The organism is Aquipuribacter nitratireducens, from assembly GCF_037860835.1.
GTDB classification, from domain to species: Bacteria; Actinomycetota; Actinomycetes; order Actinomycetales; family JBBAYJ01; genus Aquipuribacter; species Aquipuribacter nitratireducens.
On record NZ_JBBEOG010000010.1, the window covers coordinates 91,598 to 117,539 of the forward strand.

Here is a 25,942-nt window from a genome sequence, read left to right on the forward strand (position 1 = left end):
GATGCCCGCCGCCGACTCCTTCGCCCACCTCCACGTGCACACCGAGTACTCGATGCTCGACGGTGCCGCCCGCATCGGTGAGCTGTTCGCGGAGACCGAGCGGCTCGGCATGACGTCGGTCGCGATGACGGACCACGGCAACGTCTTCGGCGCCTACGAGTTCTGGTCGAAGGCCACGAGGGCCGGCATCAAGCCGATCATCGGCACGGAGGCGTACGTCACGCCCGGCACGAGCCGCTTCGACCGGACGCGGGTCCGCTACGGCGACAGCACGACGTCGGACCGGGACGACGTCTCCGGCGGCGGGGCCTACACGCACATGACGCTGCTCGCGGAGACCACCGAGGGCATGCACAACCTGTTCCGGCTCTCGAGCCTCGCGAGCATGGAGGGCTTCTACTTCAAGCCCCGCATGGACCGCGAGATCCTCCACCGCCACCGCCGCGGGCTCATCGCGACGACCGGCTGCCCGTCGGGCGAGGTGCAGACGCGGCTGCGGCTCGGGCAGTACGACGAGGCGGTGCGGGCCGCGGCGGAGCTCAAGGACCTGTTCGGCGCCGGGAACGTCTTCTGCGAGCTCATGGACCACGGCCTCGACATCGAGCGCCGCGTCCGCGACGACCTGCTGCGCATCGCCCGCGACCTCGACCTCCCCCTGCTCGCGACCAACGACCTTCACTACACGACGCAGGCCGACGCGGCCGCGCACGAGGTCCTCCTCTGCGTCCAGTCCGGGTCCCGCCTCGACGACCCCAAGCGCTTCAAGTTCGACGGCGACGGCTACTACCTCAAGAGCCCCGCCGAGATGCGGCACCTGTTCCGCGAGCTGCCGGAGGCGTGCGACAACACCCTCCTCGTCGCCGAGCGCTGCGACGTGCGGTTCACCGAGGGCGAGGGCCGCTACATGCCCCGCTTCCCCTGCCCGCCGGGGGAGGACGAGACGTCGTGGTTCGTCAAGGAGGTCGAGCGGGGCCTCGCGCGCCGCTACCCCGAGGGGGTCCCGGAGGCGTCCCGGAAGCAGGCGGAGTACGAGACCGAGGTCATCGTCGGCAAGGGCTACCCCGGCTACTTCCTCGTCGTCGCGGACTTCATCAACTGGGCGAAGCGCAGCGGCATCCGGGTCGGTCCCGGGCGCGGGTCGGGCGCGGGCTCGATGTGCGCGTACGCGATGGGCATCACCGACCTCGACCCGCTGGCGCACGGCCTCATCTTCGAGCGGTTCCTCAACCCCGAGCGCCAGTCGATGCCCGACTTCGACGTCGACTTCGACGACCGGCGCCGGGCCGAGGTCATCCGCTACGTCACCGAGCGCTACGGCGACGACCGCGTCGCCATGATCGTCACGTACGGCACGATCAAGGCGAAGCAGGCCCTGAAGGACGCGAGCCGCGTCCTCGGTCACCCGTTCTCGATGGGGGAGCGGCTCACGAAGGCGATGCCGCCCGCCGTCATGGGCAAGGACATCCCCCTGTCGGGGATCTTCGACCCGCAGCACAAGCGCTACGCCGAGGCGGGGGAGTTCCGCACCCTCCACGACACCGACCCGGAGGCGAGGGGCGTCATCGAGCGCGCCCGGGGCCTGGAGAACCTCAAGCGCCAGTGGGGCGTCCACGCCGCCGGCGTCATCATGTCGAGCGAGCCGCTCATCGACCTCATCCCGCTCATGCGCCGCGAGCAGGACGGGCAGATCATCACGCAGTTCGACTACCCGAGCTGCGAGACGCTCGGCCTGGTCAAGATGGACTTCCTCGGCCTGCGCAACCTCACGATCATGGACGACGCGCTGCGCAACGTGCAGGCGAACACCGGCGTCGACATCGACCTCGACGCCCTGTCGAAGGACATGACCGACCCCGCGACGTACGAGCTGCTGGGCCGCGGCGACACCCTCGGGGTGTTCCAGCTCGACGGCGGGCCCATGCGCGCGCTGCTGCGCCAGATGAAGCCGGACACCTTCGAGGACATCTCCGCCGTCCTCGCCCTGTACCGGCCCGGACCGATGGGCGCCGGCTCCCACACGAACTACGCGCTGCGCAAGAACGGCCTGCAGCCGGTGAGCTACCCGCACCCGGAGCTCGAGGAGGCGCTCGCGCCGATCCTCGGGAACACGTACGGGCTCATCGTCTACCAGGAGCAGGTCATGGACATCGCCCGGCGCCTCGCCGGGTACACGCTCGGCAAGGCGGACCTGCTCCGCCGCGCGATGGGCAAGAAGAAGCGCGAGGTGCTCGACGCGGAGTTCGTCGGCTTCCAGGCCGGCATGCGCGCCAACGGCTACTCCGACGACGCCATCCGGACGCTGTGGGACATCCTCGTCCCGTTCTCCGACTACGCCTTCAACAAGTCGCACACCGCTGCGTACGGGCTCGTCAGCTACTGGACGGCCTACCTCAAGGCCAACTACCCGGCGGAGTACATGGCGGCGCTGCTCACGAGCGTGCGCGACGACAAGGACAAGTCCGCCCTCTACCTCCAGGAGTGCCGGCGGATGGGCATCGAGGTCCTGCCGCCGGACGTCAACACCTCCGCCCGCGACTACACCCCGGTCGGCGGGTCGATCCGCTTCGGCCTCGAGGCGGTGCGGAACGTCGGCGGGACGGTCGTCGACGCCGTGGTCGCGGCCCGTGAGGAGAAGGGCCAGTACACCGACTTCCGCGACTTCCTCGACAAGGTGCCGGCGCCCGTGTGCAACAAGCGGACGGTCGAGTCCCTCGTCGCCGCCGGCGCCTTCGACGCCCTCGGCCACACGCGCCGTTCCCTCACGGCGGTCCTCGAGGAGGCCGTCGACGAGGCCGTCGCGCTCAAGCGCAAGCAGGCCGACGGGCAGTTCGACCTCTTCGCCGGGCTCGGTGGCGACGACGGCACCGGCGGCACGGTCGCGGCCGGCGTCTCGACGCAGGTGCCGGACCTCCCGGAGTGGGACAAGAAGGAGCTGCTCGCCCGGGAGCGCTCGATGCTCGGCCTCTACGTCTCCGACCACCCGCTCAGCGGCATCGAGGGCGTCCTCGTGCGGCTCGCCGACGTCTCGATCGGGCAGCTCGCCACCGACGAGTCGCTCCGCGACCGCGCGAAGGTGACGATCGCCGGGCTCGTGACCGGGGTCCAGCGAAAGATCTCGCGGCAGGGCAAGACGTGGGCGATCGTCACCGTCGAGGACCTCGCGGGCTCCGTCGAGGTCCTCGTGTTCCCCAGCCAGTACGAGATCGCCGGGCCCGTGCTCGCCGAGGACGTCGTCGTCGTCGTCAAGGGGGACCTCTCCCGCTCCGACGACGGGGCGGTGAGCGTCCGGGCGACCGAGATCACGCTGCCCGACATCGACACGAGCGCCGACGGGCCGGTCACCATCCAGCTCGACGTCGCCCGGTGCACCCCAGTGGTCGTCGAGCGGCTGCGAACCGTCCTCGACACGCACCCCGGCACGACCGAGGTCCGCCTCCAGCTGCGCCAGCCCGGTCGCGAGACGCTCATGCGCCTGGACGACGGGCTCCGCGTCACGGTGACGCCCGCCCTGTTCGGCGACCTCAAGGCGCTGCTCGGCCCCGCGTGCCTGGGGTGAGCGAGCGCGACGACGTCGTCGGCCCCGACGCGCCCGCCGTGCCCTCCGCCCCCGCCGCGCCGCTGCGTCGGCCGCGCCGGCGCGTCGACCCCCGCCGCGCCGCCGTCCGGGCGCTGCTCGTCTCCGCGGCGCTCGCCCCGGTCGTCGGGGCCGTGTGGTGGTTCGTCGTCCCCGGTGGTCGGCGCTCGCCGGGGGACGGCTACCTCGCCCTCGTCCAGTCCCGCGGCGCGGTCGACGCCGGCTTCGCGCTCGCGTGCCTCGTCGTCGGGGTGCTGCTCGGGATCGGCTGGGTGCTGGTGCGGGAGGAGCGCCCCGACGTCCGCTCCGTCGGCCGGCTCGTCGGCCTGCTCGTCGGCGGCGTCGTGGGCGCCGCCCTCGCGTGGACGACGGGGTGGCTCCTCGAGCTCGCAGTGCCCGGCCCGGTCGGTGACGTCGCGGACCTGCCGGCCGAGCAGGTGGCCGCCCTCGTCGGGCCACGGCCCGGGGTGTCCGCCGTCGTCGGCGGCCTGCTGTGGCCCCTCGGCGTCGCCGTCATCGTCGTCGTCGACACCGTCCGCGAGCTCGCCTGGGAGGCGTGGCACCGGGCCGGGTCGCGGGGCTAGTTCGGCGTCGCCGGGCGGCGGACCAGGTCGGTGGCGGGGACCGCGCGCAGGACCGAGACGAGAACGTCCTCGCGGGCGAGCAGCCGGAGCGCGAGGCGCAGCCGCGCCGCGGTGTCGGGGGCCTCGAGCAGCCGCTGCCGGTCGACGAGGTCGAGGAGCATGTTGGCCGCCACCGTGTACGAGAGCATGAGCGGGTCGCCGGGGACCGTGGCCTCCGTCCCGCGCAGCCGCGACCGGTACCGCTCGAAGGCGGCCCTGACCGCGGGCACGAGGAGAGGGGCCAGCTCGTCGGTCGGCTCGGGCAGCAGCTCGACGCGGCCCCGCAGGTACGGCACGGCGGCGTCCGGGCGTCCCGAGTCCTCGTCGAGGTCGAGCAGGCGGAAGCGTCGGGAACCGACCGTCTGGACGTCGTAACGGCCGTCCGGCAGCGCCTGCACCTCCGTGAGGTCCGCGAGGGTGCCGACGTCGTGGAGGGCGCGGACGCCGTCGGTGCCGACCTCGTGCCCCGCCTTGATCGCGACGACCCCGAACCGCTGCTCGTCCTCCGGGGCGGCGAGCAGGTCCGCGACGAGACGTCGGTAGCGGGCCTCGAACACGTGGAGGGGCAGGACGAGCCCCGGCACGAGCACCGTCCCCAGCGGGAAGAGCGGGACCAGCGTGCTCACCCCGTCACCCTAGGACGAGCCCGCGCGACCGGCCCGGCCGGCACGTCGGTGCCGACGGGCGTGGGTCAGCGGGCGACGTCGGCGGTGACCGCGCCGGTCAGGGCGACGAGGTCCGTCGGGGCGAGCCCGACGTCGAGGCCCCGACGGCCCCCGCTGACGTAGACGACCTCGTGCTCCAGCGCGGTGGAGTCGACGACGGTCGGCAGCGGCGTCCGCTGGCCGAGGGGGGAGATGCCGCCGACGACGTAGCCGGTGGCCCGTTCGGCCGCCGCGGGCGCGGCCATCGCGGCCCGCTTCGCCCCGAGCGCCGTCGCCACCGCCTTGAGGTCGAGGCGCCCGGACACCGGCACGACGGCGACCCCGAGCCCGGGGCGCGGCGCTCCCTCGAGCGTGACGAGGAGCGTCTTGTACACCCGGGCCGCGTCGAGGCCGAGGGCGACCGCGGCCTCGAGGCCGTACCCGGACTCCCGGGCGGTGCGCGGGTCGTGGTCGTAGGGGTGGAGGGTGTGCACGACACCCGCCTCGCTGAGCGCCGTCGTCGCCGGCGTCCCGCCGTGACCCGCCCTGCCGCTCGTCCGTCGCCCTGCCACCGGACGATCATGCCGAACGAGCACCACGCAGGCCACGACCGGCCAGCCGCCGCACCGACCTACCATGGAGCGGTGACCGTGACGGGCCCCTCCCTCGAGCAGCTGCAGCAGGGCGAGCCGGCGACGCCGCTCGTCCGCACGATGGACCTGCGCGGCCGGGCCCTCCACCACCGCGAGCTGCGGGGCGTCGTCCCTCGGGCGGCCCTCGACGTCGAGGGGGCGCTCGCGACCGTCCGGCCCATCTGCGACGACGTCCGCGAGCGCGGTGTCGCGGCCCTCCTCGACCTCACGGAGCGCTTCGACGGGGTCCGGCTCGACGACGTCCGCGTGCCGGCCGCAGCGCTGCAGACCGCCCTCGACGCCCTCGATCCCGCGGTCCGGGCCGCGCTCGAGGAGTCGATCCGGCGGGCACGCCTCGTCCACGCGGACCAGCGTCGCGCCGACCACACGACGCAGGTGGTCCCCGGCGGCAGCGTCACCGAGCGGTGGGTGCCCGTCGAGCGGGTCGGGCTCTACGTGCCCGGCGGGCTCGCGGTCTACCCGAGCAGCGTCGTGATGAACGTCGTCCCCGCACAGGAGGCGGGTGTCGAGCAGATCGCCGTCACGAGCCCCGCCCAGCGCGACCACGGCGGCCTGCCGCACCCGACGATCCTCGCCGCGTGCGCGCTCCTCGGGGTCGACGAGGTCTACGCCGTCGGCGGCGCGCAGGCCGTCGCCATGTTCGCCTACGGGGCGCGGGACGCCGCCGGCACGCTCGTCGTGCCCGGGGTCGACGTCGTCACCGGACCGGGCAACATCTACGTCGCCGCGGCCAAGCGGCTCCTCAAGGGCGTCATCGGCATCGACTCGGAGGCGGGACCCACCGAGATCGGCATCCTCGCCGACGACAGCGCGGACGCCCGCTCGGTCGCCGCGGACCTCGTGAGCCAGGCCGAGCACGACCCGATGGCGGCCGCCGTCCTCGTGACCCCGTCGCCGGCGCTCGCCGAGTCGGTGCAGGCGCAGCTCGTCGGCCAGGTCGCCGCCACCAAGCACCGCGACCGCGTGGCAACGGCCCTCGCCGGCCCGCAGAGCGCGATCGTCCTCGTCGACGACCTCGACGCGGGGATGGAGGTCGTCGACGCCTACGCCGCCGAGCACCTCGAGATCCACACCGTCGACGCCCGCGAGCGCGCCGCCCGCGTGCGGAACGCGGGAGCGGTGTTCGTCGGCCGGTGGGCGCCGGTGAGCCTCGGCGACTACTGCGCCGGCTCCAACCACGTCCTGCCGACCGGCGGGTGCGCGTGCCACTCCGGCGGTCTGAGCGTCCAGACGTTCCTGCGCGGCATCCACGTCGTCGACTACGACGAGGCCGCACTCCGCGACGTGGCCGACCACGTCGTCGCGCTGGCCGACGCCGAGGACCTGCCCGCGCACGGGGACGCCGTCCGCGCCCGGTTCTGAGGTCCCGCCCCCCTAGTCCCGCGGCGGGGCGGACCGCTCGTGCGCCGCGAGGAGGCGCCGCAGCAGGTCGGCGAGCTGGACCTGCTCGACGTCGTCCAGCGGGGACAGGAGCGCCCGCTCGGTCGCGAGGTGGCCCGGCAGCACCGTGTCCACGGCGTCGAGGCCCGCCGCCGTCAGCCGCACGACCCGGGCGCGCGCGTCGACGGTGCTGCGCGCGCGCGTCACGAGGCCCCGGGCCTCGAGCCGGTCGAGGCGCTGGGTCACGGCGCCGGACGTCACCATCGACGTGCGCAGCAGGTCGCCGGGCGAGAGCTCGTAGGGTGCCCCGGCCCGGCGCAGCGTCGCGAGCACGTCGTAGGCGGCGGGGTCGAGGTCGTGCCGCGCGAAGTTCTCCCGCAGGTGCTGCTCCGCCAGCCGCGCGGCCCGCGACAGCCGCCCGACCACGCCGACGGGGGAGTGGTCGAGGTCCGGCCGCTCCCGCCGCCACTGCGCGAGGAACCGGTCGACGGCGTCCGCGGGTGCCTGCTCCTCGTGCGTCACGTGATCCAGCCTAGTCAATGTCTTAGCGTTGAGATACAATCTCTCAGTGCTAAGACGACCTGTCGCTGTCGCGCTCGCCGCCGTGGCCCCGCTCGCCTGGGGCACGACGTACCTCACGACCACGGAGCTGCTCCCGCCGGAGCGGCCACTCACCGCGGCCGTGCTGCGCGCCCTGCCGGCCGGTCTCGCCCTGCTCCTCGTCGCCCGTCGCCTCCCGGGAGGTCGCTGGTGGTGGCGGGCCGGCGTCCTCGGCGTGCTCAACATCGGCGCGTTCTTCGCCCTCCTCTTCGTCGGTGCCTACCGCCTGCCCGGTGGCGTGGCCGCCACCGTCGGCGCGGTCCAGCCGCTCGTCGTCCTCCTCCTCGCGGGCATGCTGCTCGGTGAGCGAGTCCGGGCGCGGGCCGTCGTCGTCGCGCTCCTCGGTGTCGTCGGGGTCGGGCTCCTCGTCCTGCGGGCCGCGGTCGCCCTCGACCCCGTCGGCGTGCTCGCCGCCGTCGGGGGTGCGCTGTCGATGGCCGTCGGGGTCGTCCTCACCAAGCGGTGGGGCCGTCCCGCCCCGCTGCTCGCGGTGACGTCGTGGCAGCTGGTGGCAGGTGGGACGGTCCTGCTCCCCGTGGCGCTCGTCGTCGAGGGGCCCCTGCCGCTCGCCCTCCTCGACGCCGACGCCCTCCTCGGCTACGCGTGGCTCGGCGTCGTCGGGACGGGGCTGGCGTACGCGCTGTGGTTCCTCGGGCTCGGGGTCCTGTCGGCGGGCGCCGTGGCGTTCCTCGGGCTCCTGGCGCCCGTCGTCGCCGCCGGCCTGGGCTGGCTGGTGCTCGGGCAGTCGCTCACGCCGGCTCAGCTCCTCGGCGCCGGTCTGGTCCTCGGTGCCGTCGTCGCGGGCCAGGTGCTCGCCCGACCGGGCTCGGGACCGGGTCCCTCCGGGGAGACCCTGCCGGGAGCCGGGTCGAGCGGCGGGGAGCGCCCCCTCCCGGCGGCGCCCGGCCTCGGCGCCTCCCTACGCTTGCCCGTGTGAGCGCCCGACTGGACAGCACCGGCCTGCCCCTGCGCCCCGACCTGCGCGGGCGCACCGCCTACGGGGCCCCGCAGCTCGACGTGCCGGTGCGGCTCAACACGAACGAGAGCTCCTACGCGCTGCCGCCCGCGGTCGCCGCCGCCGTCACCGAGGCGGTCGCCGCGGTCGTCCCCGGCCTCAACCGGTACCCGGACCGCGACTTCGCCGCGCTCCGCGACGCGCTCGCGGCGTGGCTCGTCCGCAGCACGGGCGTCGCGGTGGCCCCCGACGAGGTGTGGGCCGCGAACGGGTCGAACGAGGTCCTCCAGCACCTCCTCCAGGCCTTCGGGGGCCCGGGCCGGACCGCGCTCGGCTTCACGCCCGCGTACTCCATGCACCCGATCATCAGCGCGTCCACGGGGACCTCGTGGGTCGACGGGACGCGGCCGGGCAGCCCCGGCGACCCGTTCGACCTGACGGCGGACTCCGCCGCGGAGCAGGCCCGGCGGGTCGACCCCGACGTCGTCTTCCTCTGCTCCCCGAACAACCCGACGGGCACCGCGCTCGACCTCGACGTCGTCCGCGCCGTCCACGAGGCCGCGCCGCACGCCGTGGTGGTCGTCGACGAGGCGTACGCGGAGTTCGCCCGCCCCGGCACCCCGAGCGCCGTCACCCAGCTGGACGGTCGCGTCCGGCTCGTCGTCACCCGCACGATGAGCAAGGCGTTCGCGTTCGCCGGGGCCCGGCTCGGCTACCTCGCCGCCGACGCCGCCGTCACCGCGGCGCTGCGGCTCGTCCGGCTGCCGTACCACCTCTCCTCGCTCACGCAGGCCGCGGCCGTGGCGGCGCTCGCCCACGCCGACGAGCTGCTGTCGACCGTCGAGGCGCTCAAGGAGCAGCGCGACCGGGTCGTCGCCGGCACCGCCGCGCTCGGGCTGCGCCCGGTGCCGAGCGACGCGAACTTCGTCCTCGTCGGCGGGTTCGCCGACTCCGGCGCCGCGTTCGAGGCGCTGCTCGCGCACGGGGTGCTCGTCCGCGACGTCGGCCTGCCCGGGTACCTGCGGATGACGGCGGGCACGCCGGCGGAGACGGACGCCCTCCTCGCCGCGCTCGGTGACGTGCTCGGTGACGTGCGCGGGGCGGTGGTCGGCGGGCAGGACGCGCCCGCGGGCGGTGGCTGCCTCGCCACTAGGGTCGAGCGGTGAGCAGCCGCACCGCCCGCCTCGAGCGGGGCACGAAGGAGAGCCGGGTCCTCGTCGAGCTCGACCTCGACGGCACGGGCCGGTCGGAGGTCTCGACGGGTGTCCGCTTCTTCGACCACATGCTGTCGACCTTCGCCCGCCACTCGCTCGTCGACCTCACCGTCCGCGCGGAGGGCGACGTCGACGTCGACGCCCACCACACGGTCGAGGACGTCAGCATCGTCCTCGGCCAGGCGATCCACGCCGCCCTCGGCGACAAGGCCGGCATCCGCCGCTTCGGCGACGCCCTCGTCCCCCTCGACGAGTGCCTCGCGCAGGCGGCCGTCGACCTCGCGGGCCGCGCCTACTGCGTCCACGAGGGGGAGCCCGCCGGTCAGGAGCACGTCCTCATCGGCGGGCACTACGTCGGGTCCCTCACCCGGCACGTCCTGGAGTCCCTCGCGCACAACGCGCGCATCGCCCTCCACGTGCGGGTGCTGTCCGGGCGCGACCCGCACCACGTCGTCGAGGCGCAGTTCAAGGCCCTCGCGCGCGCGTTCCGCGCCGCCGTCGAGCCCGACCCGCGCGTGGCGGGGGTGCCGAGCGAGAAGGGCAGCCTGTGAGCACCGGCGCCCGGCCCCGCGTCGTCGTCATGGACCACGGCTCGGGCAACGTCCGCTCCGCCGTCCGTGCCCTCGAACGGGTCGGCGCCGACGTCGAGCTGACCGCCGACCCGCAGGCCGGCCTCGACGCCGACGGTCTCGTCGTGCCCGGCGTCGGGGCCTTCGCCGCCGTCGTCGAGGGCGTCCGGCGGGTCCGCGGCGACGTGGTCGTCGGTCGGCGCCTCGCCGGGGGGCGCCCCGTCCTCGGCATCTGCGTCGGCCTGCAGGTGATGTTCGAGTCCTCGACCGAGCCCGGCGCCGGCGACCGCGACGGGCTCGGGCAGTGGCCGGGCACCGTCGAGCGGCTGCCGGTGGAGCGCGTCCCGCACATGGGCTGGAACACGGTCGAGGCGCCGGCGGACAGCGTCCTGTTCGCCGGGCTCGCCGACGAGCGCTTCTACTTCGTCCACTCCTACGGCGTTCTCGCCGACGGCGTCGACGGTCCGGCCCCCGTCGCCGCGCTCGGCACCGAGCGGCTCGCGCCGCCGACGGTCACGTGGGCGGAGCACGAGGGCTGCCGGTTCGTCGCGGCCGTGGAGAACGGGGCGCTGTCGGCCACCCAGTTCCACCCGGAGAAGTCCGGGGACGCCGGCGCCGCCCTGCTTGAGCACTGGGTCCGGCGGCTGGCCTGACGCAGGAGCGGCCTGCCGCCTCGGCTAGCGTCCTGGGACGTGACCGACGACCCGACCCCCTCCGCCGACCGTACGCACCCCACCGACGCGCCGGCGCTCCAGCTCCTGCCGGCGGTCGACGTCGCCGACGGCCAGGCCGTCCGGCTCGTCCAGGGGGAGGCGGGGTCCGAGACGACGTACGGCGAGCCGCTCGCCGCGGCGCTGGCGTGGGTCGAGGCGGGCGCTGCCTGGCTCCACCTCGTCGACCTGGACGCGGCCTTCGGGCGCGGCAGCAACGCCGAGCAGCTCGCGGAGGTCGTCCGGCAGGTGAGCGACCGCGGCGTCGCCGTCGAGCTGTCCGGCGGCATCCGCGACGACGGGTCCCTGCGACGGGCGCTCGCCACCGGCTGCCGCCGCGTCAACCTCGGGACCGCCGCGCTGGAGGACCCCGAGTGGACCCGTCGCGCCATCGGCGAGTTCGGCGACCGCGTCGCCGTGGGGCTCGACGTGCGCGGCACCACCCTCGCCGCCCGCGGCTGGACGCAGGAGGGCGGGGACCTGTGGGAGACCCTCGCGCGCCTCGACGCCGACGGCTGCGCCCGCTACGTCGTCACCGACGTCACGAAGGACGGCACCCTCCGCGGGCCCAACACCGACCTGCTGCGTCAGGTCTGCGAGGTGACGGACCGCCCCGTCGTCGCCTCCGGCGGCGTGAGCAGCCTCGCCGACCTCGAGGCCCTGCGGGCCCTCGTGCCCGTCGGCGTCGAGGGCGCCATCGTCGGGAAGGCGCTGTACGCGGGCGCCTTCACCCTCCAGGAGGCGCTCGCCGTCGCCGGCTGAGCGACCGCCCGGCTCGGGTGGCGTCGCCTCAGGCGACGTCCGGCGGGGGGACGGCCGCGCACGCGGCGCACAGGCCCCAGAAGACGACCTCCGCCTCCTCGACGCTCACGAGCCCGTGCGGGGGCGAGGCGTCGAGGCAGGGCGCGTGGCCCACGACGCAGTCGACGTCGCTGACCGCGCCGCACGAGCGGCACACCGCGTGGTGGTGGTTGTCGTCGGTCCGGGTCTCGAAGCGCGCCGGGTGCCGCTGCGGCTCGATGCGGCGGACCAGGCCCGCGGCGGTGAGCGCCGCGAGGGCGTCGTAGACGCCCTGGACCGACACCGCCCCCAGCCGACGGCGCGCCTCGGTGAGGACCTCCTCGGCCGTCGCGTGCGGGTGGTCCCCGACGGCCCCGAGGACCGCGACGCGGGGACGGGTGACCCGCAACCCCGCGGCCCGCAGCCGGTCGGCCGCCGCGCCCGCCGTGGAAGGTCCGCGCACCATCTGCACACCGACATCCCACCACGCCGATATGGAACCGTTCAAGAGTGCCGGGAGGGTCGGGCGCAGGCCCCACACTGGGCCACCGTGCCGACGCCCACGATGCCGCCCGCCACCGGTCTGCGGGCCTACCGCGAGGTCCTCGCCGTCCCGGGCATGACGTCGCTCTACCTCATCGGCGTCCTCGCGCGCGTCCCGCACACCGGCGGCGGCATCGCCCTCACGCTCCTCGTCACCGAGGGGCTGGGGCGCGGCTACCTCGAGGCGGGTCTCGTGACGGCGGCGCTGACGGTCGGGATCGCCTTCGGCAGCCCGTGGCGCGGCCGGCTCGTCGACCGCCTCGGGCTGCGTCGCGCCCTCGTGCCGAGCATCGTCGCGATGCCGGTGCTGTGGACCGCGGCGGCCCTCAGCCCCTACTGGCTCCTGCTGCCCGTGGCGTTCGTCGCGGGTGCCCTCGCGGTGCCCGTCTTCACGGTGGTCCGGCAGGCCATCGGGGTCGTGGTGCCCGAGCGCTCGCGGCGCAGCGCCTTCGCGCTCGACTCCGTCCTCGTCGAGGCGAGCTTCGTCGCCGGGCCGCCGCTCGTCGTGCTCGCCGCCACGCAGGTCGACGTCCGCGTCGCCCTCGTCGCCATCGGGGTCGGCGAGGCCCTCGCGGGTGTGCTGCTCGCGGTGCTCGACCCGCGCCTGCGCAGCGACGCGGTGGGAGCGCCGGCCGACGAGCCCGCCCTGTCGGCCGGGCTCACCGGCGGCGACGACCGGCGCCTGCGGCCGCTGCGCCTGCCGCTGCCTCGCTGGCTCAGCCCCGGCCTGCTCGCGATGTACGCGTGCGCCTTCGGGGCCGCGCTCGTGCTGTCGGGGTCGGAGATCGGGATCTACGCGGTGCTGCGGGGGCTGGGAGAGGTCGGGCTCGTCGGCTGGGTGTTCGCCGCGTGGGGCGTCGCCAGCGGCGTCGGCGGGCTCGTGTACGGGGCGCTGCGCCGTGGCGCGTCCAGCCCGCTGGTCCTGCTCGCGTGGCTCGCGCTCGCGACCGTGCCGCTCGCCCTGGCGACCAGCCCGCTGCTGCTCCTCCTCCTCGTCGTGCCCGGCGGCCTCCTCACGGCCCCGACGCTGTCGTCGAGCGCCGACGGCGTCAGCCGGCGCATCGGCGACGCCAACCGCGGCGAGGCCATGGGCTGGCACGGCTCGGCGACGACGGCCGGCTTCAGCCTCGGCGCCCCGCTCGCGGGCGCGGTCGCGGACCAGGTCGGACCCTGGGGCGCGTTCCTCGTCGTCGCGGCGGTGTCGGGGGCGCTCGCGCTCACCGGGCTCGCGCTGCTGCGCCGGGCCCGGCGACCGGGTCAGCGCACCGGCCCGGTGAGCCGCTCCCCGGGGCCCTGACCCGGCTCGTCGGGCACCGTCGAGGCGTCACGGAAGGCCAGCTGGAGCGAGCGCAGCCCGTCCCGCAGCGCCCGCGCGTGCTGCGACCCCACCTCGGGGGCAGCGGCGGTCACGAGCCCGGCGAGCGCCGTGATGAGCGAGCGCGCCTCGGCGAGGTCCATGAGGTCGGCGGGGGACAGCGGCTGCCCGTCGTCCCCGGTCGCGCCCTCGAGGTCGGCGGGGTCGACGAGCCCGCACTTGACCGCCGCCGCGCTCATGAGGTGGACGGCGGCGGTCGTGATGACCTCCACGGCCGGCACGTCGGCGATGTCGCGCGCGGCGTCGGTGGCGTCCGTCAGGGGGGAATCACTCACCCTGCTACCCTTGCAGGCGACCAGTCGCGACGTTCACCCGGTCCGCCGGGGGTCCGCAGCGGCAGCAAGCGGAGGCCACTCCCACCCCGGTGCCCACGGTGCCGCGGGTCAGGTCCACGGGGACGGACTCCCGGCAGGTGCCGGGACGAGGGCCCCGGTGCGTGCGACGTGACGACAGTGACGACCGCGCCGGACCCCGGCCACCGCCTGCCCGGGCGGCAGCCGCCGGGTCGACCGGCAGCCGGCACAGACGTCCGACTCACCCTTCCACGAGGAGCACGCACATCACCGAGCCACGTATCAACGACCGCATCCGCGTCCCCGAGGTCCGACTCGTCGGGCCCAACGGCGAGCAGGTCGGCATCGTGCGGATCGAACAGGCCATGAAGCTCGCGACCGAGTCCGAGCTCGACCTGGTCGAGGTCGCGCCCGACGCCCGCCCGCCCGTCGTCAAGCTCATGGACTTCGGCAAGTTCAAGTACGAGTCGGCCATGAAGGAGCGTGCGGCCCGCAAGAACCAGGCCAACACGGTCCTCAAGGAGATCCGCTACCGCCTCAAGATCGACGACCACGACTACGCCACCAAGACGGGTCACGTCACCCGGTTCCTCAAGGGCGGCGACAAGGTCAAGGTCATGATCATGTTCCGCGGTCGCGAGCAGTCCCGTCCCGAGATGGGGCTGCGTCTCCTCCAGCGGGTCGCGGAGGACGTCAAGGAGCTGGGCTCCGTCGAGTCCTCGCCCCGGGTCGACGGGCGCAACATGGTCATGGTGATCGGGCCGCACAAGAAGAAGGCCGAGGTCAAGACCGAGCAGAAGGCCGCCAAGCAGGCCCAGAAGGACGCGGCCGCCGCGGCGGCCGACCAGGGCAGCACGGGCGCCACGACCGGCTGAGCGGCTCGGCCCGCACCACCAGCACACGGCACGCCCCCCACGGGGCTGCCCGACACAGACAGGGAGCACCACGGTGCCGAAGAACAAGACGCACTCCGGCGCGAAGAAGCGCTTCAAGGTGACGGGCTCGGGCAAGATCATGCGCGAGCAGTCGAACAACCAGCACCTCTTCGAGGGCAAGAGCAGCCGTCGCAAGCGCCGCCTCGACGTCGACCAGCAGCTGAGCAAGGCGGACTCGAAGACCGCCAAGAAGCTGCTCGGCATCTGAGCCCGCTCGCCCCGAGCCCCTCTTCCCCCTCGACGCACCAGGAGACACCCCCATGGCACGTGTGAAGCGGGCGGTCAACGCCCACAAGAAGCGCCGCGAGGTCCTCGAGCAGGCCTCCGGCTACCGCGGTCAGCGTTCGCGGCTGTACCGCAAGGCGAAGGAGCAGATCCTCCACTCCGGCGTCTACTCCTACCGCGACCGCAAGGCGCGCAAGGGCGACTTCCGCCGTCTCTGGATCCAGCGCGTCAACGCCGCGGCCCGCGCCAACGGGATGACGTACAACCGCTTCATCCAGGGCCTCAAGATCGCCGGTGTCGACGTCGACCGTCGCATGCTCGCCGAGCTCGCCGTCAACGACGAGGCGGCCTTCGCCTCGCTCGTGCAGACCGCCCGGGCCGCCCTGCCCGCGCAGGACGCCGCCTGAGGCCAGCCCGGCAGCACCGAGCACCCCAGCACGACGTGACCGAGCGCCCGGAGGCGCCGGAGCTCACCAACCCCCGCGCGGAGCGGGTGCGGTCGGTGGCCCGGCTCTCCGGGCGCTCGGCGCGTCAGCGCCAGGGCCGCTTCCTCGTCGAGGGGCACGGCCCGGTCACCGAGCTGCTCGCGGCCGCCGCCGCGCCCGCGCCCCGCGTGCGGGTGGCGGTCGAGGTGCTGTACGTCGGGCCGGAGGCGGACCCCGCCTACGCGGCGGCCGCCCGCGCCGCCCGGGTACCGGTGCGGACGGCGAGCGACGAGGTCCTCGCCGCCATGGCGGACGCCGTCACCCCGCAGCCCGTGCTGGCCGTCGCCGCGCCGGTCGACGTCGAGCTGTCGGCGGTGCTCGCCGACTCACCGCGCACCCTCGCCGTCCTCGCCCGGGTCCGCGACCCGGGCAACGCCGGCACGGTCGTCCGCGCCGCCGACGCCTCCGGCGCCGACGCCGTCGTCCTCACCACCGAGTCCGTCGACGTCCACGCGCCCAAGACCGTCCGCAGCAGCGCGGGCAGCCTCTTCCACGTGCCCGTCGTCGTCGACGTCCCCTACGCCGACGTCGTGAGGGCGTGCCGGGCCGCCGGGCTCGCGACCCTCGCGACGGCCGCGGACGCGGCGACGGACCTCGACGACCTCCTCGACGCCGCCGCGACCGGCCAGGGCCCCCTCGCGGCACCGCACGCGTGGCTGCTCGGCAACGAGGCGTGGGGGCTGCCCGAGGCCGACGCCGCGCTCGCCGACGCGCGCGTCGCCGTCCCCATCCACGGCTCGGCGGAGAGCCTCAACCTCGCGATGGCCGCGACCGTCTGCCTGTACGCGAGCGCGCGCGCCCGTCGGGCTGTGCGGCACCACGGCGGCGACACCCGGCGGCGGTCCCCGGCGGCGGGCACCTAGACTCCCGCCCCGTGCCCGCCGACCTGCCGAGCAGCCAGCCCTCCGTCCCCGACGCGCCGACGGCGGACTCCGTCGCCCACGCCGAGGCGGCCGCGCTGACGGCGTTCGCGGCGGCCGGCGACCTCGACGAGCTCAAGGCCGCGCGCCTCGCGCACGTCGGCGACCGGTCCCCGCTCGCCCTCGCGAACCGCGCCATCGGGCAGCTGCTCCCGACGGAGAAGGCCGCGGCCGGGAAGCTCGTGGGGCAGGCCCGCGGGCGGGTCCAACGCGCCCTCGCCGACCGGCAGGCGGTCCTCGAGGCGGAGCGCGACGAGCGCATCCTCCGCGAGGAAGTCGTCGACGTCACGCTGCCCACCCAGCGCGACCTCACCGGCGCCCGGCACCCGCTCACCGCCCTCATGGACCGCGTCGGCGACGTCTTCGTCGCCATGGGCTGGGAGGTCGCCGAGGGTCCCGAGGTCGAGGCCGAGTGGTACAACTTCGACGCCCTCAACATGGGCGCGGACCACCCCGCCCGCGAGATGCAGGACACGTTCTTCGTCGACCCGCCGGGCTCGCACCTCGTCCTGCGCACCCACACCTCACCGGTGCAGGCCCGCTCGCTGCTCACCCGCGGCGTCCCCGTCTACGTCGTCGTGCCCGGGCGGACGTTCCGCACCGACGAGCTCGACGCCACCCACACCCCGGTCTTCCACCAGGTCGAGGGGCTCGCGGTCGACGAGGGCCTCACGATGGCCGACCTCAAGGGCACCCTCACGCACTTCGCGCAGGCGATGTTCGGCGACGCCGTCACGACCCGGCTGCGCCCGTCGTACTTCCCGTTCACCGAGCCGAGCGCCGAGGTCGACCTCCGGTGCTTCGTGTGCGCGGCCCGCACCGGCAGCGTCGACCCGGCGTGCCGCACGTGCGGCGGCACCGGCTGGATCGAGTGGGGCGGCTGCGGCATGGTCAACCCGCGCGTCCTCACGGCCTGCGGCGTCGACCCGGACCGGTACTCGGGCTTCGCGTTCGGGATGGGCATCGAGCGCACCCTCATGTTCCGAGACGGGGTCGCGGACATGCGCGACATGGTCGAGGGCGACGTCCGCTTCGCCCGCCAGCTGGGAGGCACCCTCTGATGCGCGTTCCCCTGCAGTGGCTGCGCGAGCACGTCGCCGTCCCCGAGGACGCGACGGCGGCCGACGTCGCGGCCGACCTCGTGCGCGTCGGCCTGGAGGAGGAGGGCGTCCACGGCGGCGACGTCACGGGGCCGCTCGTCGTCGGTCGCGTCCTGTCCGTCGAGCCGGAGCCGCAGAGGAACGGCAAGACGATCAACTGGTGCCAGGTCGACGTCGGCCCGCACGGGCCCGACGACGGCTCCGGCACCCCGAGCCGCGCGCCGCGCGGCATCGTGTGCGGGGCGCACAACTTCGCCGCCGGTGACCTCGTCGTCGTCGCCCTGCCGGGCGCCGTGCTGCCCGGGCCGTTCCCCATCGCGTCCCGGCGCACGTACGGTCACGTGTCCGACGGCATGATCTGCTCCGCCCGCGAGCTCGGCCTCGGGGAGGACCACGACGGGATCATCGTCCTGCCCCGCCTGGGTCTGCCCGTGGACGTCCTCGACCGCGTCGAGCCCGGGGACGACGCCCTCGACCTCCTCGGGCTGCGCGAGGAGACCGTCGAGGTCAACGTGACCCCCGACCGCGGCTACTGCCTGTCGGTGCGCGGCGTCGCCCGCGAGTACGGCCACGCGACCGGTCTCGCGTACCGCGACCCCGTCCTCGACCTGCAGCCGCCCGAGCCCACGTCGGCGGGCTGGGAGGTGCGGCTCGCCGACGACGCACCGCTGCGGGGCCGCGCGGGCTGCGACCGGTTCGTCGCGCGCGTCGTCCGGGGCATCGACCCGACACGACCGAGTCCCTACTGGCTGCAGCGCCGGCTCCAGCTCGCCGGGATGCGCCCCATCAGCCTCGCCGTCGACGTCACGAACTACGTGATGCTCGCCCTCGGCCAGCCGCTGCACGCCTACGACGCCGCGCTGCTGTCCGGGCCCGTCGTCGTGCGACGGGCCCGACCCGGCGAGCGGCTCACGACGCTCGACGACGTCGACCGTGCCCTCGACCCGGAGGACCTCCTCATCACCGACTCGGGCGACGGCGAGGCGGGCTCGCGCGTCCTCGGTCTCGCCGGCGTCATGGGCGGTGAGGCGACGGAGGTGTCGGCGCGCACGTCCGACGTCCTCGTCGAGGCCGCCCACTTCGACCCCGTGAGCGTCGCGCGCACCGCGCGCCGGCACCGGCTGCCGAGCGAGGCGAGCCGGCGCTTCGAGCGGGGGGTCGACCCGCAGCTGGCGCCCGCGGCCGCCGAGCTCGCCGTCCGCCTGCTCGTCGCGCACGGCGGCGGGACCCCCGAGGCGGCGTGGACCGACGAGACCGCCCTCGCCGACCCGGGTCCGGTCGTCCTCGACCCCGCCTACCCGGCCCGGCTCGTCGGGGTGCCGTACACCGAGGCCGACGTCGTCGCGACGCTGGAGGAGATCGGGTGCGTCGTCACCCGCCACGGCGACCGGCTCGCGGTCGCGGCGCCGTCGTGGCGGCCCGACCTCACCGACCCCGCGGACCTCGCGGAGGAGGTGGCGCGGCTGCGGGGCTACGACGCGATCCCCGAGCGGGTCCCCACCCCGCCGCCCGGTGGCGGTCTCACCGTCACCCAGCGGGCCGTGCGCCGGGTCCGCGACCACCTCGTGAGCCGCGGTCTCGTCGAGGTCCTCTCGTACCCCTTCGTCGCGCCCGCGGCCCACGACGCCCTCGGCCTGCCGGCCGACGACGTGCGCCGCCGTGCCCTGCGCCTCGCCAACCCGCTCAACGAGGAGCAGCCGGAGCTCCGCACCGACGTCCTCACGCCGCTGCTCGACACCGTGGTCCGCAACCTCGGCAGGGGCGAGGGCGACGTCGCCGTCTTCGAGGTCGGGCTCGTCGTCCGTCCGGCACCGGACGCGCCGGCTGCGCCGGTGCCGGGTGTCGCCGGCCGTCCCGACGCCGAGGAGCTCGCGGCCCTCGACGCGGCCCTCCCGCACCAGCCGCTGCACCTCGCCGCCGTCCTCGCCGGCGCCGCCGAGCCCCCGGGCTGGCAGGGTGCGGGCCGGCCGGCGGGCTGGGCCGACGCCGTCGAGGTCGCCCGGCAGGTCGCGGGCGTCGTCGGCGCGGAGCTCGACGTGCGGCAGGCGGAGCACGCCCCCTGGCACCCCGGTCGCTGCGCCGCGCTCCTCGTCACCGGCGGGGACCGGCCGCGCGTCGTCGGGCACGCGGGGGAGCTGCACCCGCGCGTGTGCCAGGCACTCGGGCTCCCGGCGCGCACGTGCGCGGTCGAGCTCGACCTCGGCGCGGTCGTCGCTGACGGCGCCGGTCGCGTCGTCGAGGCGGTCCCGCTGTCGCGGCACCCGGTGGCGAAGGAGGACGTCGCGCTCGTCGTCGCCGCGGACGTGCCGGCGGCCGCCGTCGAGGCGGCCCTCGTCGCGGGTGCGGGCGACCTGCTCGAGCAGGTCCGCCTCTTCGACGACTACACCGGCCCCCAGGTCGGCGAGGGCCGGCGGTCGCTCGCGTACGCGCTGCGGTTCCGGGCGCCGGACCGGACGCTCACCGCCGAGGAGGTCGCCGAGGCCCGCGCCGGAGCGTTGCGCGCGGCGGAGGCGGTCGGCGCGACCCTGCGGAGCTGACCTGACCTGACCTGACCCGACCCGACGTGACCTGACCCGACCCGGCCGGTAGCGCCCGCCGCTACGGCTCGGGCACGGGCGCCGGCGTGACGCGCAGCCGTCGGGTCCGCGCCAGCACGACCGTGACGACGAGCGCGGTGCCCATGAGCGTGCTCGCGAGCACGACGACCCCCGGCCAGCCGGAGCGCGCCCACGCCGCCCCCGCGGCGGCGCCGGCGCCCGACGCGCCCGCGTAGTACGCGAGCAGGTAGAGGGACGCGGCCTGACCGGCACCGCCGACGCCGAGCGACGCCCGCGCCGTCACCCACCCGGACGCCACGCCGTGGGCGGCGAAGAAGCCGACCACCATGACGGCGGTCCCCGTGACGACGAGCCCCAGCGGGGCGGCCAGGGTGAGGAGGATCCCCCCGACGGCGACCGCGACGGCGACCGGTGCGACGGGGCGTGGCCCGACCCGGCTGCTCACCCGTCCGGCGAGCGCCGAGGCGACGCTGCCGAGGGCGTAGGTGGCGAACACGAGGCCGGCGACGCCCGTCGAGAGCCCGAACTCCGGGGACTCCAGGCGGAACGCGAGGCCGTTGAACACCGCGACGAACGCCCCCATGAGGAGGCCGCCGCATGCGAACAGCCCGACGAGGACCGGGTCGCGCAGCTGCCGCGCCAGCTGCGCGGCCACGGCCCGCGGCCGGCCCGGAGCGGGCCGGAACCGCTGCGAGGGCGGCAGCGACCACCGCACGAGCAGCGCGCACAGCAGGACGAGCACGGCGACGCCGGCGATCGCCGCGCGCCAGCCCGCCCACTCCGCGAGCGGCGCCGCGAGCAGCCGCCCCGACATGCCGCCGAGGGCGGTGCCCCCGACGTACAGACCGATGACGCCGGCCGCCGCGTCCCGGTGGACCTCCTCGCGCAGGTACGCCGTCGCCACGGCCGGCAGCCCCGCGAGGGCGAGACCCTGCAGCGTCCGCAGCGCGAGCAGCGACTCCCACGACCACGCCGCGGCGCACGCGAGGCCGAGCAGGCCCGACAGCCCGAGCGAGCCGTGGACGAGCCACGTGCGCCCGCGCGTGTCCGACAGCGGTCCCGCGACGAGCAGGCCGAGCCCGAGGGCGAGGGTGGGACCGGAGACCGACAGCGCGGCCTGCGCGGGGGTGACGCCGAATTCGGCGCTGAGCGTCGGCAGCAGCGGCTGCGTCGCCCAGACGGCGGCGAACGTCGCGACCCCGGCGAGGAACAGGGCGACGGACACCCGGCGCAGCTCCGGCGTGCCGGGCCGCAGCCCGCCCTCCGTGTCGGCCGCCACGACGGGAGGCTAATCCGGTGGAGCTCCCGTCCCCGCACCTCGTACGGTCGGCCGCGGTCGGCTGTCGGCCGGTGGTCCGACCGGGGAGGGAGGAGCCGCGTGAGCACGCTGACGTGGGACGAGCTGTTCCCCCTCCGGTCGCTGCGGCTGCGGGTCGCGGACGACCTGGAGCTGCGGGTGCCGGACGACACCGACCTCCTCGGGCTGGCGGCGGCGGCGCACGAGGGGATCCACGACCCGTCCTGGACGCCGTTCACCCAGCCGTGGGCCGACGGCAGCCCGCTCGAGCGGGCCCGCAGCGTCGTCCAGTGGCAGTGGCGCCAGCGCGGCGCAGCGGCGCCGGAGAGCTGGGTCGTGCCGTTCGCCGTCGTCCGCGACGGGCAGGTGGTGGGTCTGCAGGACCTCATGGCACGCGACTTCGCCGTGCGACGCGAGGTCGGCACCGGCTCGTGGCTCGGTCGGCGCCACCAGGGCCGGGGCACGGGCTACCGCGCGAGGCTGGCGGTCCTCTCCCTCGCGTTCGACCACCTGGGTGCGCGGACCGCGGTGACGGAGGCGTGGAAGGACAACGCCGCGAGCAACCGGGTGACGGAGAAGGTCGGCTACGCCCGGGACGGGGAGGAGGTGGCCGTCACGCGCGGGCAGCGCCGGGAGGGCTGGCGGTACCGCCTCACGGTCGAGCGCTGGCGCGCGCTCGGCCACCCGCGCGTCGAGGTCGAGGGACTCACCGCCGCCTGCCGGGCGCAGCTCGGCGTGTGACGGGCGACCCGTCGCGGGTCGGTCGCCGTGTATGGTCATGCACCATGACGTATACCGTGGCCGTGGCGGGCGCCACGGGCTACGCGGGCGGTGAGCTGCTGCGACTGCTGCTCGCGCACCCCGACCTCGAGGTCGGCGCCGTCACGGCCGCCACCAGCGCCGGGACCCGCCTCGGCGAGCACCACCCCCACCTGCCCGCGCTCGCCGACCGCGTCGTCGAGCCGACCGACCCGGCGACGCTCACCGGCCACGACGTCGTCGCCCTCGCCCTCCCGCACGGGCACTCGGCGGCCGTCGCGGAGCGGCTCGGCGCCGACGTCCTCGTCGTCGACCTCGCCGCCGACCACCGCCTCGTCGACCCCGCCGCGTGGCGAGCCTTCTACGACGGGGACCACGCCGGGTCGTGGCCGTACGCGCTGCCCGAGCTGCCCCTGGCCGGGGGCGAGCGGCAGCGGCACCGGCTGCCCGGCCTCGACGCCGGCGCGCCGCGCCGGCTCGCGGTGCCCGGCTGCTACCCGACCGCGGTGAGCCTCGCGCTGGCCCCGGGGTTCACCGAGGGGCTGCTCGAGCCCGACGACGTCGTCGTCGTCGCGGCCAGCGGGACCAGCGGCGCGGGCCGCGCGACGAAGGCGCACCTGCTCGGCAGCGAGGTGATGGGCTCCATGAGCCCGTACGGCGTCGGCGGCTCCCACCGGCACACCCCGGAGATCGAGCAGAACCTCGGCGCCGCCGCCGGCGGGACCGTGACCGTGTCCTTCACCCCCACCCTCGCGCCGATGCCCCGCGGGATCCTCGCCACGTGCACCGCCAGGGTGCGACCCGGCACGACCGCCGCGGCGGTCCGCGGCGCGTGGGAGGACGCCTACGTCGCCGAGCCGTTCGTCCACGTGCTGCCGGAGGGCCGCTGGCCCCGCACCGCCGACACCCTCGGCGCGAACACCGTCCACGTGCAGGTCGCGCTCGACGAGCGGGCGGGCCGCGTCGTCGCCGTCGCGGCCGTCGACAACCTCACGAAGGGCACGGCGGGCGCCGCCGTGCAGGGCACGAACCTCGCCCTCGGGCTCCCCGAGCCGCTCGGCCTGCCGAGCGCGGGGCTCGCCCCGTGAGCGTCACGGCGGCCCGCGGCTTCCGGGCCGGCTCCGCCACCGCGGGTCTCAAGCCGTCCGGGCGGCCGGACGTCGCCCTCGTCGTCAACGACGGCCCCCGCGACGCCGTGGCGGCCGTCTTCACGCGCAACCGTGCCCGCGCCCACCCCGTCCTGTGGAGCGAGCAGGTCGTCCGCAGCGGCAGCGCCCGCGCGCTCGCGGTGAACGCCGGCAACGCCAACTGCTACACCGGGCCGGACGGCTTCCTCGTCACCCACCGCACGGCCGAGCACGTCGCGGCGGTCCTGTCGTCGCTGTCGCCGGGCGGGCCGGAGGTCGGCGGCGGTGACGTCGTCGTGTGCTCGACGGGCATCATCGGCGTCCCCCTCGACGGCGGGCTCCTGCTCGGCGGGCTGGACGCCGCGGCGGCCTCGCTCAGCCCCGACGACGCCGCGTCGGAGGCGGCCGCCAGGGCGATCATGACGACCGACACGCGGCCCAAGGCGGCAGTGCACCGGGACCCGTCCGGCTGGACGGTCGGCGGGATCGCGAAGGGCGCCGGCATGCTCGCGCCGGCGCTCGCGACGATGCTCGTCCACCTCACGACCGACGCCGACCTCGACGCGGCGGCCCTCGACCGGGCCCTGCGAGCCGCGACCCGCGTGACCTTCGACCGGCTCGACTCCGACGGGTGCATGTCGACGAACGACACCGTCAGCCTCATGGCCTCCGGCGCCTCGGGCGTGGTCCCGGACGAGGCGGCGTTCACGGCCGCCCTCACCGACCTGTGCCGCGACCTGGGCCGCCAGCTGCTGTCCGACGCCGAGGGGGCCGAGCACGACGTCGCCATCCGCGTCGCCGGTGCCGCGAGCGAGGACGAGGCCGTCGAGGTCGGCCGGGCCGTCGCGCGCAGCGCCCTCGTCAAGACCGCGGTCTTCGGGCGCGACCCGAACTGGGGCCGCATCCTCGCCGCCGTCGGCACGACGGGCGCGGCGTTCGACCCCCTCGAGGTCGACGTCGCCGTCAACGGCGTGCTCGTGTGCCGGGCCGGCGGGCCGGGGGAGGACCGCGACCGGGTCGACCTGTCCGGGCGCGACGTCGAGATCGTCGTCGACCTCCACGCCGGCGCGAGCGACGCGACGGTGTGGACCAACGACCTCACCCACGCCTACGTCCACGAGAACTCGGCGTACACGACGTGAGCGGGGCGAGTCCCACCACCGCGACCCGTCGCGCCGAGGAGCTGGCCGCGGCCGGGGAGAAGGCCGCGGTCCTCGTCGAGGCCCTGCCGTGGCTGCGGGAGCTGCACGGGGCGCTCGTCGTCGTGAAGTACGGCGGGAACGCGATGGTCGACGACGCGCTCAAGGCCGCCTTCGCGCAGGACATCGTCTTCCTCCGGCTCGCGGGCCTCCGACCCGTCGTCGTCCACGGCGGCGGCCCGCAGATCAGCGCCGCGCTCGACCGCATGGGCATCGAGAGCGAGTTCCGCGGCGGCTACCGCGTCACGACCCCGGAGGCGATGGACGTCGTCCGCATGGTCCTCACCGGCCAGGTCGGGCGGGAGCTCGTCGGGCTCGTCAACGCCCACGGCCCGTACGCCGTGGGGATGTCGGGGGAGGACGGGGGACTCCTGCGGGCCCGTCGCCGCACCGCTCGTACGACGGCCCCCGACGGGACGGTGGAGGAGGTCGACATCGGCCTCGTCGGTGACGTCGTCGCCGTCGACCCCTCCGCCGTCACCGACCTGCTGGCGGCCGGGCGGGTCCCGGTCGTCTCGAGCGTCGCCCCCGAGGTCGACGGCGACGGGCGGCCGACCGGTCAGGTGCTCAACGTCAACGCCGACAGCGCGGCCGCGGCGCTCGCGGTCGCACTGCGGGCGCGCCGGCTCGTCGTCCTCACCGACGTCGAGGGCCTGTACGCGGCGTGGCCGGACCGCGGCAGCCTCCTGTCGGAGATCAGCGCGGCGGAGCTCGACCGGCTCATGCCGACGCTGGAGAGCGGCATGGTGCCGAAGATGGCCGGCTGCCTCGAGGCCGTGCGCGGCGGGGTGCCGCGGGCGTACGTCGTCGACGGGCGCCGCCCGCACAGCCTCCTCGTCGAGGTCTTCACCGACGCCGGCGCCGGGACCATGGTGGTGCCGTGAGGCCCGGCGCGTACGCTGCCGCCGTGCCCCCGACCGACGCGACGGAGCCGTCCGGGACGACCGGGACGACCGGGACGACCGGGACGACCGCGGTGCCCCCGGGCCGCTCGGCCCGGCTTGTCGCGGCGCTGCAGCGGCGACGCCGGCTGGCCGTCCTCGTGCCCGTCGTCGCCCTCGTGCTCGGCACCCCGCACAGCTGCCCGTTCTGCTGAGCCGGCGCACACACCCCGCCCTCCCGACCGGCTCATGCCAGGGCCAGCGCGGCCCGCTGCCGCCGACGCGAGCGGGCGTCGAGCTCGACACGGACCTCCCGTCCCACGGTCCGGGCGTCGGCCGTCCAGCCGAGCCCTGCGACGCCGGCGTCCGCCGTCCGCAGCCGCCGCAGGTGGCGCTCGTCGTGGCGGCGCGCCCGCCTCGTCCCCGGCGCCGGAGGAGGCGCCACGCGGCGGCCGCGGGTGCCGGCGGGCGGGCGAGCGGGACCGGGGCGCGGACCGAGCACCGTGCGGACGGAGCGGGGCGCCACGTGCCGACCGCGGCCGG

Annotated in this window: 27 protein-coding genes; 20 read left to right on the forward strand and 7 right to left on the reverse strand. The window is 75.8% G+C overall.

Features of this window, described 5'->3' with window-relative positions:
- Position 1 precedes the first annotated feature (1 nt).
- Entirely contained in the window at positions 2–3,556 is a 3,555-nt protein-coding gene (gene dnaE, locus WAB14_RS16120; RefSeq protein WP_340271303.1) for a DNA polymerase III subunit alpha, read from the forward strand.
- Positions 3,553–4,158, forward strand: a complete 606-nt coding sequence (locus WAB14_RS16125) for a hypothetical protein (protein ID WP_340271304.1) — start codon at positions 3,553–3,555, stop codon at positions 4,156–4,158. Before dnaE ends, WAB14_RS16125 begins: the two co-directional genes overlap by 4 nt.
- Here WAB14_RS16125 and WAB14_RS16130 read toward each other — a convergent pair.
- Complete coding sequence (locus tag WAB14_RS16130; RefSeq protein ID WP_340271305.1) at positions 4,155–4,823, reverse strand: LON peptidase substrate-binding domain-containing protein; 669 nt, start codon at positions 4,821–4,823, stop codon at positions 4,155–4,157. The two genes, WAB14_RS16125 and WAB14_RS16130, sit on opposite strands and share 4 nt — an antisense overlap.
- A 65-nt stretch (positions 4,824–4,888) precedes the next feature.
- Complete coding sequence (gene ybaK, locus WAB14_RS16135; protein ID WP_340271306.1) at positions 4,889–5,413, reverse strand: Cys-tRNA(Pro) deacylase; 525 nt, start codon at positions 5,411–5,413, stop codon at positions 4,889–4,891.
- Positions 5,414–5,554: 141 nt separating this feature from the next.
- Between ybaK and hisD the strand changes: the two genes are divergently transcribed.
- The gene (gene hisD / locus WAB14_RS16140; RefSeq protein ID WP_340271345.1) at positions 5,555–6,856 is read left to right on the forward strand and encodes a histidinol dehydrogenase; all 1,302 of its coding nucleotides are present in this window, start codon (positions 5,555–5,557) and stop codon (positions 6,854–6,856) included.
- A 12-nt stretch (positions 6,857–6,868) separates the two neighbouring features.
- On the opposite strand, the gene WAB14_RS16145 is transcribed toward hisD, so the two are convergent.
- The gene (locus WAB14_RS16145; RefSeq protein ID WP_340271307.1) at positions 6,869–7,396 is read right to left on the reverse strand and encodes a MarR family winged helix-turn-helix transcriptional regulator; all 528 of its coding nucleotides are present in this window, start codon (positions 7,394–7,396) and stop codon (positions 6,869–6,871) included.
- Between the two features lie 46 nt (positions 7,397–7,442).
- Here WAB14_RS16145 and WAB14_RS16150 point away from each other — a divergent pair, with 46 nt between their 5' ends.
- Genes WAB14_RS16150 through priA form a run of 5 tightly spaced genes read left to right on the forward strand, consistent with a single transcriptional unit; the run spans position 7,443 to position 11,684 of the window.
- On the forward strand, positions 7,443–8,411 hold the full coding sequence (locus WAB14_RS16150; RefSeq protein ID WP_340271308.1) for an EamA family transporter: 969 nt from the start codon (positions 7,443–7,445) through the stop codon (positions 8,409–8,411).
- Positions 8,408–9,595 (forward strand): histidinol-phosphate transaminase, encoded by a 1,188-nt coding sequence (locus WAB14_RS16155; RefSeq protein ID WP_340271310.1) that lies wholly within the window; start codon positions 8,408–8,410, stop codon positions 9,593–9,595. Before WAB14_RS16150 ends, WAB14_RS16155 begins: the two co-directional genes overlap by 4 nt.
- A complete protein-coding gene (gene hisB, locus WAB14_RS16160) occupies positions 9,592–10,194 on the forward strand; it encodes an imidazoleglycerol-phosphate dehydratase HisB (protein WP_340271311.1) in 603 nt (200 codons plus the stop codon). The genes WAB14_RS16155 and hisB overlap by 4 nt, the downstream gene beginning before the upstream one ends.
- Before the next feature lie 29 nt (positions 10,195–10,223).
- Complete coding sequence (gene hisH, locus WAB14_RS16165; RefSeq protein WP_340271346.1) at positions 10,224–10,865, forward strand: imidazole glycerol phosphate synthase subunit HisH; 642 nt, start codon at positions 10,224–10,226, stop codon at positions 10,863–10,865.
- Positions 10,866–10,904: 39 nt separating this feature from the next.
- Complete coding sequence (gene priA / locus WAB14_RS16170; protein ID WP_377003036.1) at positions 10,905–11,684, forward strand: bifunctional 1-(5-phosphoribosyl)-5-((5-phosphoribosylamino)methylideneamino)imidazole-4-carboxamide isomerase/phosphoribosylanthranilate isomerase PriA; 780 nt, start codon at positions 10,905–10,907, stop codon at positions 11,682–11,684.
- 28 nt (positions 11,685–11,712) lie between these two features.
- Here priA and WAB14_RS16175 read toward each other — a convergent pair whose 3' ends face one another.
- Entirely contained in the window at positions 11,713–12,168 is a 456-nt protein-coding gene (locus tag WAB14_RS16175) for a Fur family transcriptional regulator (protein WP_340271313.1), read from the reverse strand.
- Between the two features lie 84 nt (positions 12,169–12,252).
- Between WAB14_RS16175 and WAB14_RS16180 the strand changes: the two genes are divergently transcribed.
- A complete protein-coding gene (locus tag WAB14_RS16180) occupies positions 12,253–13,542 on the forward strand; it encodes an MFS transporter (protein ID WP_340271315.1) in 1,290 nt (429 codons plus the stop codon).
- Here WAB14_RS16180 and WAB14_RS16185 read toward each other — a convergent pair.
- Positions 13,503–13,895 carry a DUF1844 domain-containing protein gene (locus WAB14_RS16185; RefSeq protein WP_340271317.1) on the reverse strand — a complete coding sequence of 131 codons (393 nt, stop codon included), beginning with the start codon at positions 13,893–13,895 and terminating at the stop codon, positions 13,503–13,505. The genes WAB14_RS16180 and WAB14_RS16185 overlap by 40 nt on opposite strands.
- Positions 13,896–14,206: 311 nt before the next feature.
- On the opposite strand from WAB14_RS16185, the gene infC reads away from it, so the two are divergent.
- The 6 genes from infC (at position 14,207) to pheT (ending at position 20,115) form a co-directional block, all read left to right on the forward strand.
- Positions 14,207–14,788 (forward strand): translation initiation factor IF-3, encoded by a 582-nt coding sequence (infC, locus tag WAB14_RS16190; protein WP_479688798.1) that lies wholly within the window; start codon positions 14,207–14,209, stop codon positions 14,786–14,788.
- A gap of 73 nt (positions 14,789–14,861) precedes the next feature.
- On the forward strand, positions 14,862–15,056 hold the full coding sequence (gene rpmI, locus WAB14_RS16195; protein ID WP_340271318.1) for a 50S ribosomal protein L35: 195 nt from the start codon (positions 14,862–14,864) through the stop codon (positions 15,054–15,056).
- Positions 15,057–15,108: 52 nt separating this feature from the next.
- Positions 15,109–15,480: a 50S ribosomal protein L20 gene (gene rplT, locus WAB14_RS16200; protein ID WP_340271320.1), complete on the forward strand. Its 372-nt coding sequence runs from the start codon at positions 15,109–15,111 to the stop codon at positions 15,478–15,480.
- Between the two features lie 35 nt (positions 15,481–15,515).
- Positions 15,516–16,421 carry a TrmH family RNA methyltransferase gene (locus WAB14_RS16205; RefSeq protein WP_340271322.1) on the forward strand — a complete coding sequence of 302 codons (906 nt, stop codon included), beginning with the start codon at positions 15,516–15,518 and terminating at the stop codon, positions 16,419–16,421.
- Between the two features lie 11 nt (positions 16,422–16,432).
- Entirely contained in the window at positions 16,433–17,539 is a 1,107-nt protein-coding gene (gene pheS / locus WAB14_RS16210) for a phenylalanine--tRNA ligase subunit alpha (protein WP_340271324.1), read from the forward strand.
- On the forward strand, positions 17,536–20,115 hold the full coding sequence (pheT, locus tag WAB14_RS16215; protein WP_340271350.1) for a phenylalanine--tRNA ligase subunit beta: 2,580 nt from the start codon (positions 17,536–17,538) through the stop codon (positions 20,113–20,115). Before pheS ends, pheT begins: the two co-directional genes overlap by 4 nt.
- A 61-nt stretch (positions 20,116–20,176) precedes the next feature.
- Here pheT and WAB14_RS16220 read toward each other — a convergent pair whose 3' ends face one another.
- On the reverse strand, positions 20,177–21,415 hold the full coding sequence (locus WAB14_RS16220; RefSeq protein ID WP_340271326.1) for an MFS transporter: 1,239 nt from the start codon (positions 21,413–21,415) through the stop codon (positions 20,177–20,179).
- Positions 21,416–21,514: 99 nt separating this feature from the next.
- Between WAB14_RS16220 and WAB14_RS16225 the strand changes: the two genes are divergently transcribed.
- The 5 genes from WAB14_RS16225 to WAB14_RS16245 are packed head-to-tail and all read left to right on the forward strand — an operon-like array spanning position 21,515 to position 25,614.
- Positions 21,515–22,174 carry a GNAT family N-acetyltransferase gene (locus WAB14_RS16225; protein WP_340271328.1) on the forward strand — a complete coding sequence of 220 codons (660 nt, stop codon included), beginning with the start codon at positions 21,515–21,517 and terminating at the stop codon, positions 22,172–22,174.
- Positions 22,175–22,218: 44 nt separating this feature from the next.
- The gene (gene argC, locus WAB14_RS16230) at positions 22,219–23,280 is read left to right on the forward strand and encodes an N-acetyl-gamma-glutamyl-phosphate reductase (RefSeq protein WP_340271330.1); all 1,062 of its coding nucleotides are present in this window, start codon (positions 22,219–22,221) and stop codon (positions 23,278–23,280) included.
- Entirely contained in the window at positions 23,277–24,461 is a 1,185-nt protein-coding gene (gene argJ / locus WAB14_RS16235; RefSeq protein WP_340271332.1) for a bifunctional glutamate N-acetyltransferase/amino-acid acetyltransferase ArgJ, read from the forward strand. Before argC ends, argJ begins: the two co-directional genes overlap by 4 nt.
- Positions 24,458–25,402, forward strand: a complete 945-nt coding sequence (gene argB, locus WAB14_RS16240) for an acetylglutamate kinase (RefSeq protein ID WP_340271334.1) — start codon at positions 24,458–24,460, stop codon at positions 25,400–25,402. Before argJ ends, argB begins: the two co-directional genes overlap by 4 nt.
- Before the next feature lie 23 nt (positions 25,403–25,425).
- Complete coding sequence (locus WAB14_RS16245) at positions 25,426–25,614, forward strand: hypothetical protein (protein ID WP_340271336.1); 189 nt, start codon at positions 25,426–25,428, stop codon at positions 25,612–25,614.
- 32 nt (positions 25,615–25,646) lie between these two features.
- Here WAB14_RS16245 and WAB14_RS16250 read toward each other — a convergent pair.
- On the reverse strand, positions 25,647–25,942 hold a 296-nt coding region (locus tag WAB14_RS16250), incomplete at its 5' end, for a hypothetical protein (protein ID WP_340271338.1).